General features: G+C 59.5%; 9 protein-coding genes. 4 read left to right on the top strand and 5 right to left on the bottom strand.

The annotated features are described in order from the left end of the window. Positions 1–457 precede the first annotated feature (457 nt). Together E6C55_RS04565 and E6C55_RS04570 are read right to left on the bottom strand one after the other, a co-directional pair. Positions 458–1381: an alpha/beta fold hydrolase gene (locus E6C55_RS04565; protein ID WP_136368597.1), complete on the bottom strand. Its 924-nt coding sequence runs from the start codon at positions 1379–1381 to the stop codon at positions 458–460. A 16-nt stretch (positions 1382–1397) separates the two neighbouring features. Beyond that, the gene (locus tag E6C55_RS04570; RefSeq protein ID WP_136368598.1) at positions 1398–1955 is read right to left on the bottom strand and encodes a PadR family transcriptional regulator; all 558 of its coding nucleotides are present in this window, start codon (positions 1953–1955) and stop codon (positions 1398–1400) included. 186 nt (positions 1956–2141) lie between these two features. Between E6C55_RS04570 and E6C55_RS04575 the strand changes: the two genes are divergently transcribed. Continuing rightward, positions 2142–2975 (top strand): sugar phosphate isomerase/epimerase family protein, encoded by an 834-nt coding sequence (locus tag E6C55_RS04575; protein ID WP_136368599.1) that lies wholly within the window; start codon positions 2142–2144, stop codon positions 2973–2975. A 92-nt stretch (positions 2976–3067) separates the two neighbouring features. On the opposite strand, the gene gdhA is transcribed toward E6C55_RS04575, so the two are convergent. The 3 genes from gdhA to E6C55_RS04590 form a co-directional block, all read right to left on the bottom strand. Continuing rightward, complete coding sequence (gene gdhA, locus E6C55_RS04580; protein ID WP_407923685.1) at positions 3068–4426, bottom strand: NADP-specific glutamate dehydrogenase; 1359 nt, start codon at positions 4424–4426, stop codon at positions 3068–3070. A 263-nt stretch (positions 4427–4689) separates the two neighbouring features. Next, complete coding sequence (locus E6C55_RS04585; protein ID WP_136368600.1) at positions 4690–5673, bottom strand: diaminopimelate dehydrogenase; 984 nt, start codon at positions 5671–5673, stop codon at positions 4690–4692. Positions 5674–5844: 171 nt separating this feature from the next. Beyond that, the gene (locus tag E6C55_RS04590) at positions 5845–8190 is read right to left on the bottom strand and encodes a helix-turn-helix domain-containing protein (protein ID WP_136368601.1); all 2346 of its coding nucleotides are present in this window, start codon (positions 8188–8190) and stop codon (positions 5845–5847) included. A gap of 260 nt (positions 8191–8450) precedes the next feature. Between E6C55_RS04590 and E6C55_RS04595 the strand changes: the two genes are divergently transcribed. From E6C55_RS04595 to E6C55_RS04605, 3 genes are read left to right on the top strand one after another with little or no spacing between them, the layout of a single operon-like run. Then, positions 8451–10136: an extracellular solute-binding protein gene (locus E6C55_RS04595; protein WP_168735458.1), complete on the top strand. Its 1686-nt coding sequence runs from the start codon at positions 8451–8453 to the stop codon at positions 10134–10136. A gap of 49 nt (positions 10137–10185) precedes the next feature. Next, complete coding sequence (locus E6C55_RS04600; RefSeq protein ID WP_230986544.1) at positions 10186–11151, top strand: ABC transporter permease; 966 nt, start codon at positions 10186–10188, stop codon at positions 11149–11151. Next, entirely contained in the window at positions 11145–11999 is an 855-nt protein-coding gene (locus E6C55_RS04605; RefSeq protein WP_136368603.1) for a carbohydrate ABC transporter permease, read from the top strand. Before E6C55_RS04600 ends, E6C55_RS04605 begins: the two co-directional genes overlap by 7 nt. The last annotated feature ends 5 nt before the right edge of the window (positions 12000–12004 follow it).

The following is a 12004-nucleotide window of genomic DNA, read 5'->3' on the forward strand; positions in this document are numbered from 1 at the left end:
GACACCACAGACACCACAAATACCACAAATACCACAAATACCACAAATACCACAAATACCACAACCACTACAGACCCGGCAGATACCACAAACACCGCAGATGCCGCCGACCTCAGAGCCTCCAACCCACTACAACCAGCTATCGCCAGACCCTCAGCCCCCGCCGGCACCGCCAGTCACGAGGACTTTATGTGAAATTTCACATTCGTGCAGCGTGATAACAGGTGGTTTGGGAGATTCTATGTGAAAAATAGCATACATAGAGAAAATTCCGGAGCGAGTTGCCGCATATATGCTAAAAATCACATAAAACGCCACGATTGCCACGAATCCGCGCCAACGAATGTGAAAAACCACATAAAATCGCAAATTGCAGGCGGTGCAACCGGCCAAGCCATCGCGAACGCAGCCGGCTCACCGACTCACTCCCGGATCAGCCGTCGCGGACATAGCCGGATCATTCCCTCAGCAGATGGCGATCCAGCCAGGGGCCAATAAGCGGCAGCACGTTCTTCGCCTGCATGGCGGATGTGTGATCGAGGCCGTCCGACAGGCGCACCTTCCAGCCGAGCGCTTCGAGCTCCTCCCGATGCCGCAGGAGCGGACCGGCAATGTCCACCTGGACGTCGCCCCAGCGGGCGCCGTAGTCGATCCGGTCGGCGGAGCCTGCGAAGGCGAGGCGGGGACAGCGGATGCGGCTCTGAGCGGCACGGTCGTCAAAGTGCTGCAGGTGCTCGTACAGAGTGACGAATTGCTCGGTCTGCGCGGCATTCATCGGGATGTCCACGTTCGACCAGTCGTAATCCTCCCAGTTGGAGCTTGCCGCCGGAGCGGAATCCATAGGGGCCGCGGCGGCAGCGTTCGGGACGGGATGCTCCGGTTCCGGATCGTTAGCGCGCTTCTCCCCTTCGCTCAGGCCGTCGTTCGCCATCTTGCGGGTCGCTCGGGTGACGGCAAGCATCTCGCGATAAGGGCCGCCGATAGGAGGAAAACCTCCCATGACAAGAGCCGACAGGCGGTCGGTTCGGATGGCGAGCTGCAGCCCGCTCAAGGCGAGCCACGAATAGCCGTAATAGGCGAAGCGTTCGGCGCCGGCGGCATCGGCGATGGCAAGGAAGTCGGCGGCGATATGGGCCGGCGTCAAGGTGAGCGGCTTCGGGTGCCGCTGCACATGATCTTCATAACCGAAGGCGACGACCCGGAAGCGGTCGCTTAAGCCTTCGATCAACGTTCGCCCGAGCGCCGGATCGGCCCCCCAACGCCGCATCTCTTCGGCCTGGGCTCCTTCGACCGGCACGGGGTTAACCGGCAGAAGCACGGTCGGACCGTCTCCGCGGATCTCGACCGGTATCCGACTTCCGTCATGCAGGGCAGCATCCATTCGTTGGAACTCCTCCTTATTTTTGCTCATCGATGAAGAGGTAGCTTCCCGAGCGCAAGGCTTGCAGCAGCGATTCCGTCGAGGCGACGGCATAGTCGAAGTAGCCGACCCACAGCCCGACGAGTTCGGGATGCTTGGACGGATCGGCGGGAATCGGCTGTGTCGGCAGCGTCCGCAGGAACGATACCGTCGCACGAAGCGAGTCGAGCCGTTCTTCCAGAAGCCGGGCGGCCCGGGCGCGGGGAAGGAACTCCATGAAGGCGATGCCGGCTGCGACCATCTGGAAGTCGTTGTTCTTCAGCGCCGCTTCCAGCAGACGAATGAATTCTTGCCGGCCTTCCTCCGTGATGGCGTACTCGGTGCGAGCGGGGCCAAGCTTGGTCGAGTCCTCCGACGAGGAAGGCTCGATCAAGCCCTGGGAAGCCAGCTTCTCAAGCGCGTGATAGATCGAACCCGGCTTCACGCTGGTCCACGTATCGGCTCTCCAGGAGACGAGATCCTGGTGGACGCCGTAGCCGTGCGCAATTCCTCGGCGGGCCAGTGCTCCGAGAACAAGCAGTCGAGCGGCTGACATGGGATTGATTCCTCCCGTCTATAGAGGTTTGGTTGGCGGAACGACAGGAGCTTAATTATAGGCAATTTGGTCCATCTAGTCAAATTTGAATAGATGCTTCGCAACAGAGATCTCAAACGAAGGATTTGAACCTTGCGGGCGAGGCTAGTACACTTAATGAGAGAAGACATGAGAGGAGCTGTGGTGATGAGACTGGGAACCTCGTTATGGCGAAGCTATGAAGACCCTTCCGACTGGGCGCAGGATATGAAGAGGCACGGCTTCCGGGCGTCCGTCTGCCCTATCGGCAAGGATGCCGACGACACTGTGGTCGCCGCTTATCTCGATGAGGCCGGGAGGAACGATCTCCTGATCGGCGAGGTCGGGGCATGGTGCAACCCGATCAGCCCGGACGATGCGGTGCGCAAGGCTGCGCTGGAGCATTGCAAGGGGCAGCTCGCCTTGGCCGAGAGACTGGGAGCGCTATGCTGCGTCAATATCGCCGGCTCGCGGGGAGAGCAGTGGGACGGGCCGCATCCGGACAACTTCTCGGACGCCACGTTCGCGCTGATTGTGGACTCCGTGCGGGAGGTCATCGACGCGGTGAAGCCGCGCAGCACGTTCTATACGCTGGAGACGATGCCATGGGTGTTCCCCGACTCGGCGGACTCCTACCTGAAGCTTATCCGGGCGATCGACCGTCCGGCGTTCGCGGTCCATCTCGATCCGGTCAACATGGTCAGCAGCCCGCGGGTGTTCTATCGGAACGGGGACATGATCCGCGACTTTTTCGCCAAGCTTGGACCCTATATCAAGAACTGCCATGCGAAGGATATCGCGCTGGCCGGCCGCCTGACGGTACATCTCGATGAGAAAATCCCGGGGCAAGGAGCACTCGACTACCGAACGTTCTTGACGGAGCTGCACAAGCTCGATCCGGACATCCCGCTCATTATCGAGCATCTGTCCAAGGAAGAGGAGTATGCGGAAGCCGCAGGCTACATTCGCCGGACCGCCGAGAGCTTAAGCATTCCTCTGTAAGCAGCCATATAAATGAAAAAAAGGGGGCGGAAGCCCCCTTTAACTATTATCCATTATTCAAGCGCTCTATGTCTTGGCGTATAAGCTTAAACTTACACGACGCCGTGAGCCATCATGATCTTGGCGACCTTCAGGAAGCCCGCGATGTTCGCTCCAGCCACCAGGTTGCCCGGCGTGCCGTAGTTGACAGCCGCATCGGCGCTGTGCTGGTGGATGGCCTTCATGATGCCCTTGAGCTTCTCGTCGACTTCCTCGAACGTCCACGAATAGCGCATGCTGTTCTGCGACATCTCGAGCGCGGAGACGGCCACGCCGCCGGCGTTGGCAGCCTTGGCAGGTCCGAACAGGACGCCGCCCTTCAGGAATACGTCGATCGCTTCCAGCGTGGACGGCATGTTCGCGCCTTCGCCGATAGCGATAACGCCATTGCGAACGAGCGTCTTCGCCGATTCCTCGTCGATCTCGTTCTGCGTGGCGCAAGGAAGGGCGATGTCGCACGGAATCGTCCAGATTCCCGTACAGCCGGAATGGTATTCCGCTTCGGGATGGAAGCGGACGTATTCGTCGATCCGCTTGCGCTCGACTTCCTTAAGCTGCTTGACCGTGTCGAGGTTGATGCCGTTCGGATCGTAGATGTAGCCGCCGGAATCGCTGCACGCAACGATCTTGGCGCCGAGCTGGGCCGCCTTCTCGATCGCGTAGATGGAGACGTTGCCCGAACCGGAGACGACAACCGTCTTCCCTTCGAAGCTCTTGCCTGCCGCTTGCAGCATCTCGTCCACGAAGTATACGCAACCGTAACCCGTAGCTTCCTTGCGCGCAAGGCTGCCGCCGTACTCGAGCCCCTTGCCCGTCAGGACGCCCGCTTCGCTCACGCCGCGAATCCGCTTGTACTGGCCGAACATGTAGCCGATCTCTCTTGCTCCGACACCGATATCGCCGGCCGGCACGTCCGTGTCTTGGCCCAGGTAACGGTACAGCTCGGTCATGAAGCTCTGGCAGAAGTGCATAATCTCTCTATCCGACTTGCCCTTCGGATCGAAGTCCGAGCCGCCCTTGCCGCCGCCGATCGGCAAGCCGGTCAGGGAGTTCTTGAAGATCTGTTCGAAGCCGAGGAACTTGATGATGCTCGCGTTGACGGAAGGGTGGAAGCGAAGTCCGCCCTTGTAAGGACCGATTGCGCTGTTGAATTGAACGCGGAAGCCGCGGTTCACTTGGACACGTCCGGCGTCGTCCAACCACGGCACGCGGAAGGTGACCATGCGTTCCGGTTCGACGATCGATTCAACGATGCCTTGCTCAATGAATTCGGGGTGCTGCTCGAGAACGGGCTTCAGCGTAACCAGAATTTCGTAGACCGCTTGGTGGAATTCGCTCTCGTTCGGGTTCTTTTGTTGAACCTTGCTAAAAATCTGTTCGATGTAAGCATCGGCGGACACTTGCGTGCTCATGGCAATCATTCTCCTTTGAGAGGCTACAGATTTGCACTGATTCACCTTTTATTTGCACATTCTATCAGCATATTCGCTTCCCGTGAATCCATAGGCCTATAGAAATATTTTTTCGGGCATTAATAAAACTTTTATATAATATTCAAAAACCCTATAGTTACTGAATAATTATACTGTTGAAAGTCGCTAAAATAAGAAAAACCAAGCCTTACGTTGAATAAGGCTTGGTTGTGAAACTAGAGGAAAGACAGGGCTGTCCGTTCTTACAGAAGCTCCTTGCGAAGCTGTTCCGGCGACTTCGGCGACAGGTAACCCGGAGCGATGTCGAATACGGTCTTCGCACCCTTGGCGCCTTCGCCTGCGAGGCGATGGGCGGCGCGGGCATAGGCCGTCAGCACGCTGGCGGTGAATTCCGGGTTGCTCTCAAGCTTGAGGGAGTACTCGATAATCTGGCGCGTATTCTTGCCCGTTACGCCGCTGCGGATCACGAAGCCGCCGTGCGGCATCTCGGAATGATCGCGGCGCAGCTCCTCTTCGCTGATGAACGTCACGGTCGTGTCGTAGTCGGAGAAGTAGTTCGGCATGGAGACGATCTCTTGGCGAATCTTGTCTTGGTCCGCGCCTTCCTCGGCGACCACGTAGCAGTCGCGGATATGCTTGTCCCGGGTGGACAGCTCCGGCGTCTCGCCGCCGCGAATGCGGTTGATGACTTCTTCGGAAGGAACGGTATATTGAACGCCGCCCTTGACGCCCGCCACGCGGCGGATTGCGTCGGAGTGGCCTTGGCTGACGCCCTTGCCCCAGAACGTGTAGTCCGTGCCTTCGCTCAGGATCGATTCCGCCATGAGGCGGTTGATCGAGAAGAGGCCCGGGTCCCAGCCGGTGGAGATGACGGCGATCGTGCCCGCCGTGACGGCGGCGTCGTTCACGCGCTCGAAGTATTCCGGAATTTTCGCATGCGTATCGAAGCTGTCGACGGTGTTGAACAGCTTGGCGAATTCCGGTCCTTGCTCCGGTAGGTCGGTTGCCGAACCGCCGCACAGAATCATAACGTCAATCTTGCCTTGGAAGCTCTCGGCATCGGAGATTCGGAAGAAGCTCAGCCCTTGCTCGGAAGCGAATGCGGCCGGGTCGCGGCGGGTGAAGATGCCGACCAGCTCCATGTCCGGATTCTGACCGATCGCGGATACGACTCCCCGTCCCAGATTGCCGTACCCTACGATGCCTACCTTGATCTTGCTGCTCATTGTGTTTCCTCCCAATTTTCTTGTGCATTTTCACTATTATAACGTGCTGTTTCTGGCTTAACAATTATAAGAATCAAACAAAATTTTGCAAGACGGGTTCCTGCGTGCCCGGATGGCGGGGGGAACGGGGGATCGCGCGGCCGCTTCGCGGCGATCTTCCTTGCCCGGTTCTTACTCGGCCGAGCTTCTCCCTGCGCCGCCGTTCCATTGGCGATACTCGGTCGGCGTCATGCCGTACACCTTCTTGAAGTTGCGAAGGAAGCTGGAGAAGTTGGTGTAGCCGACCTGTTCGGCGATGTCGTTCAGCTTCAGCGGAGTGTCCAGCAGCAAGCCGCCGGCGGCGCGCATCCGCTCTTCGATCAGATAGTCGACGAAGTTGCCGCCCGTGTGCTCCTTGAACAGCCGGCTCAAGTAATTCGGGCTGATGCCGAACAGGTCGGCCAGGAAGTTCACCGAGATGCCGCTCTGCGCGTAGTGCAGCTTGATATAAGCCTTAATCGCCTCGACCAGCTCCTGCGTCTTCTTGCGGCTGCTTCTCTTCTCGCTCCACGCGGAGATGACCCGCAGCACAAGGTCGCGGACGATGTCGTTCATCTCGCGGGCCGTCTCGCATTGCCGGAAGCGGGCGAGCAGCGTGTCCCGCTCCGCGAGAAACGGCTCGTCCAGGCCTGAAGCGGCTGCGGATCGCAGCGCTTCGAGAACGACCTGCAGGTAGAGCTGGATCAGCATGTCCTTCGACAGATTGCATCCGGTTGCGTTGGCCAGAAGCTGGCCGGACAGCCGCTCCGCCTCGTTCGCATCCGCTTGCTTGACCGCCGACACCAGCAAGTCGACGGTCTCCAGCACCTCCATCAAGGCGCGGCTGTTCCAATCCCCGGCAACTCCGGACGTCAGGAGGGAGTCGGGACCGGTTAACATTTTGCACGATAGGAAGGTCGCCGATTCCAGGTAGGAGGTGCGGATGTCGCGGAAGTCCTCGTAGCGGGTGCCGATTCCGATGCAGATGGTCCGCTTGAAGTTGATCTTGATGTATTCCTTCAGCCGACTTCCGAACCGCTTCGCTATATCGTCGTAATCGTCTTCCTCGCGTTCCCCGAAGCTTAAGATCATGACGGACTGGGAGTCGTTGATCTGAACGGCCGCCCCCTTGAGAGCCTCGTCCATGGTCTGCAGCGTCTCCTCAGCGACGTTGCAGAGCCCGTACAGGTAGAGGTGCAAATCTCCGGTCTGGCGGGTCTCGGGACTGTTGTCGAATTCCATCGTCAGCGCGATATAATGCTTGGGATACAGCTCGACGCCGACGTGCTTCAGCAGCGGCTCCGCCGCCTCGAACCGGGTCCTGCTGCCGTTGAGCATATCGAACATGATCTGCAGCTTAAGCGCGGGCAGGCTCTCGTGCAGTTGCTTCTCCGCGCTGGAATAGCCGGTGAACACCTGCTGGATTCTCGATTGCAGATCGACATAGGAGATGACTCCGGGCCGGGGGGCCTGTCCGTCGCCGGAATCGCGGTAATGGCGCAGCGCCAGCTCCTCGAGCTTGACGACGAAGTGCTCCATCGGCTTGAACCAGCGGCGATTGACGAAGATCGTCGCGGCGATGGCGATAAGCGCCATCAGGCAGGCAAGGCCGATCAATAGGTTGCGCGCCGCCAGAGACAGCTTGTCGAGCTGCTTCTGGGAGACGACGTAGACGAGCGTCCAGTCCGAGTAGGAGGAGTGCTGGTAGAAGATCAGATTCCTCCCGTTCGACGTTCGCTCTTCGACGAAGCCTCCGCCTGCCCGTTCCAGCACCTCGCGGCTGTAGCTCTGGTCCCGGATGCTGCGGTGAATCATCGAAGGGTCCTTATGGGACAGGATCGTTCCTTCGCGGTCGACCAGGAAGACGTTGTAGCTGTCTCCGAATTGCAGATCCCCGAACATGTCGGAGATGCTCTTCTCGTTAATCTGGGCGATGACGACTCCGCTTGCCGCGCGCGGGCTTGCCGTGAACGGGTAATAGCGGATCATCAGGAAGTCGCGGACCGCCGCTCCCCCGTTCTCCGGGGAAGGGAACGCCGACCACTTGTCGGCCTTCGGGCCGTCCAGGAAGCCGCGAATCCAGCCCATCCCTTCGAATTGCTCCAGGCTTGAATAGCTCGAAGGGGAGACCAGCTTGCCGCTGCGCGCCGAATAGAGCAGCACGGTCTTCATATCGAAGTTCGACGCCAGAACGGAGCCGAGCCGATCCTGCAACTGCGACACCTCAAGCAAGTATTCGGGCGAGTCGGAGGCGGGATTATCGAAGAAGGAGTAGGCGTTGCCGACGCGAAGGAAGTTCAGGACGGTCAGGTCGATCTCCTGCAGCGTGCTGTCGACCCGCTTGCTGATCTGGCTCAGCACGTTCTGGTTGGAGCTGACGACCTGCGTCTTGAGCTGCTTCTCCGAGCTTGCGTAATTCAGGACAACCGTCGTCAGGATGATGAGGAAGAACAACGCGATGTAGACGAGCTGCAGCTTGACGGATAGTTTTCTTCTCATGCCGTTCTCCCCTCTCCCAACCTCTGCCGTGTAAAATGGACTCTACGATTATATGACAACAAGAGTGCGGGCAGCGAGTGTCAGAATCTATGCCGGGGTAGCGAATTCCGCAAAAACCCGCGTTCGACAGCCATTCATACCCGATTGTAGATTGTGCAACTGGCCGCCGCAGCGCCCGCCCGGCTATATTGGGGTTGCGGACGGCGCAGAGCCGCATGAAGCCTTATCGGATCGATTATACAAAACGGAGGTCAGGCGAAGTGAACGAGATCAACAACAGCAGCGAGATCAACAACAGCAGCGAGAGCAACGAAAGCAAGCGAATCGGCAGACGAATCGGCAGGCAGGCCGGAAGGGGCACGCGGATCGGAAGGAGCGCGCTCTCCCTCGCGGCGCTTGCGCTTGCGGGAACGGCGGTGTTGGCCGGCTGCAGCTCGGAGAACACGGATTCGAACAACAAGGAAGCGGCCGAGGGGGCGCCTTCGGAGCAGGCAAGCGCCAGCGCGTCGCTGCCGATGAAGGTGACCGCTTCGATCTACGACCGCGGCGCGGTAGCCGCCGGGGAAGGCACTTACGAGGACAATCGCTGGACGAAGTACATTAACGACAATTCCGGCGTTCAGGTCAGTTGGGTGCCGATTCCGCGCAACCAGGAAGCCGACAAGTTCAACGTGCTGATCGCTTCCGGCCAGGCTCCGGAATTGCTCGCGACATACAATCGGGACTTCATCGTGCGCTGGGCCAGCGAAGGCGCCATTCAGCCGATCGACGATTACATCGAGAAGTACAGCACAAGCTACAAGGCTTATCTCGAGGAGCATCCGGAGCTGAAGCCGTACCTGACGCTCGAGGACGGCAAGATGTACGCGATCGCCTCCCTGCGGCCGACCCGCGCCAACACCGCAATCTTCATCCGCCAGGATTGGCTCGACAAGCTCGGGCTGTCCATGCCGACGACGGTGGACGAACTGGTCGAGGTGGCGAAGGCGTTCCGCGACAACGATCCGGACGGCAACGGCCAGAAGGACACGATTCCGATGGCGATGTCCACCTCCTATATGGCGATTACGGACGACTGGTTCATGGCCCGCAGCGGCGAATGGTTCGTGGAAGACGGCAAGGTTGTCCAGAGCTTCTTCACCGGCCGCTACGAGGCGGCGCTCGACTTCCGCCAACTGGCCTACAAGGAGGAGCTCGTCGACAAGGAGTTCGCGACGGACAAGGAGTTCTCGCGTCAGAAGCAGCTCTGGACGACGGGAAGAGCGGGCATCTTCTTCAGCAACGTGAACATGGACAACACGATGAGCGATCTGCGGAAGAACGATCCGAACGCCAAGCTGTCCGTCGTTCCGCCGCTTGAGACGGAATACGGAACGAACGGCTATCAGCTCGAGGTTCCGAACCATCTGCTGACCGCCTTCAACAAGGACTTGAAGAACCCGCAGGCGGCCATCAAGCTCGTCGACTGGCTGATCGACGAGGGCTGGGAGCCGCTGACGTACGGCACCGAAGGCGAGCACTACGAGATGAAGGACGGCATCCCGGTCACGCTCGACCTCGACAAGTACAAGACGGAGGTCAGCTACGCGTCCGAATACCGGCTTGTCCAGCAGGAGCGGATGACGCCGGAATACGTGACGGCCCGCGCGGGCGAGGACCCGAACGATCAGGATCTGGCCGCGCTGAAGAGCACGATTATCCGCAACTCCGAATCGTATGACTTCCGCAAGGACTTCCCGTACGTTCCCCCGGTCGCCGAGTATTCGACCATCGCCACCCAATTCGAGGCGAAGTGGAAGGAGATCAACACTCGTGCGGCGATGACCGGCATAAGCGCGGCGGAAGCCGTCAAGGACATCCGTCAAGCGTGGGAGAGCCTGGGCGGCGAGCAGGCGACGGCCAAGGTTCAGGCCTGGTACGATGCCAATAAAGATAAGCTGCAATAAGCGGACAGGCTGAACTAAAGAGATTGGAGTGGAAGACCCGATGAGCAGCATGAGAGGGGAGCGGATGCTCGGACGGGCCGCCTTGCCGGCGGCCTCCGTCCCGAAGACGCGGCGCTCCCGGCTTCGCGACGTATACCGCGACCGTTACTTGTATGTATTCCTGCTTCCGGCATTGGCTTACTTTATCGTGTTCAAGTATGTCACCTTGTTCGGGGAGACGATCGCCTTCAAGAATTACCGCTTGCTGGACGGAATCTGGGGCAGCGAGTGGGTCGGCCTGAAGCACTTCCGGACGCTGTTCAACAGCGAGGACTTCTGGCATGTGCTCGGCAATACGCTGCTGCTGAACGTCTATCATCTCGCGTTCGCCTTCCCCGCGCCGATCGTGCTGGCGCTCTTGCTTAACGAGGTGCGCGCGGAATGGTTCAAGCGGGCGGTGCAGAACCTGCTGTATCTGCCGTTCTTCATCTCCTGGGTTGTGCTGGGCGGCATGATCGTGTCGCTGCTCTCGCCTTCGACCGGGGTGGTGAACGCGCTGCTCGGCCTGTTCGGGGTGGAGCCGATCTACTTCATGACGAGCTCCGTCTGGTGGCCGGTCGTCTTCATCGTCTCGACCATCTGGCAGAGCGCCGGTTGGGGAACGATCATCTATATGGCAGCGATGGCAGCGATCGACCCCGGGCTGTACGAGGCGGCCAAGATGGACGGGGCGGGGAGGCTTCGCCAGGTGTGGCATATTACGCTGCCCGGCATCCGGGGAACGATCGCCGTGCTGCTCGTCCTGCAGATGGGCAAGATGATGGACGTCGGCTTCGAGCACGTGTACAACTTGCAGAACGCAGCCGTGTTCAGCGTCTCCGACGTCATCAGCACGTACGTCTACCGCATCGGACTGCAGAATGCGCAATACAGTCTCGCGACGGCGGTCGGCTTGTTCCAGGGAGTGATCGGCCTGATTCTGGTGCTGATCGTGAACAAGACCGTGAAGAAGCTGGGGGAGGGAGGCTTATGGTGAATCGCCTCGGCCGGACGTCCTTGTACGTGTTCCTGGCAGTATGCGGGTTCATGACGGTCTTCCCTATTCTGAATATTCTGGCAGTATCGTTCAGCAGCAGCCGGGCGATCATCTCCGGCGAGGTGTCGCTGTGGCCCGTCGAGTTCAACGCGCAAGCGTACGTTCAATTGATTCGCGACGGCCAGCTCCTGGCCGCCCTGAAGAACACGGTGATCATCACGGCGGCGGGAACGGCGCTGCATATGCTGGCGACGACGCCGGCGGCGTATACGCTGTCCAAGAAGCGGCTGAGGGGCAGGGCATTCTTCACGTTCGTCGTGCTGTTCAGCATGCTGTTCGGCACCGGCCTGATTCCGCTCTTCCTGCTGATGAAGCAATTGCAACTGCTCGACTCGTATTGGGCAATCTGGCTGCCCGGTCTCGTCAGCGCATACAACCTGTTCGTGATGAAGTCGTTCTTCGAGGGAATGCCGGCCGAGCTCGAGGAGTCCGCGACGATCGACGGCGCGACCGACCTGTCCATCTTCTTCCGACTGACGCTGCCGCTCTCGAAGCCAATTCTCGCGGCCATCTCGCTGTTCTATGCGGTGGCGCTGTGGAACACGTACTCGAACGCTCTCTATTTTATTACCGACTCCCGGCTGCTGCCGGTGACGGTCAAGCTGTACCAGATGCTGCAGATGCCGATCGACTCGCTGCTGAGCGGCGCGGAGGGAGCTTCCTACATCCAGCCGGAAGGGCTTAAGGCAGCGGCGATTATTTTGACGGTCGCTCCGATTTTGTTGGTGTATCCGTTCCTGCAGAAGCATTTTGTCAAAGGCGTATTGCTCGGCTCCGTGAAGGGCTGACCGAA

It is taken from the genome of Cohnella fermenti (assembly GCF_004801405.1).
GTDB lineage: Bacteria > Bacillota > Bacilli > Paenibacillales > Paenibacillaceae > Cohnella > Cohnella fermenti.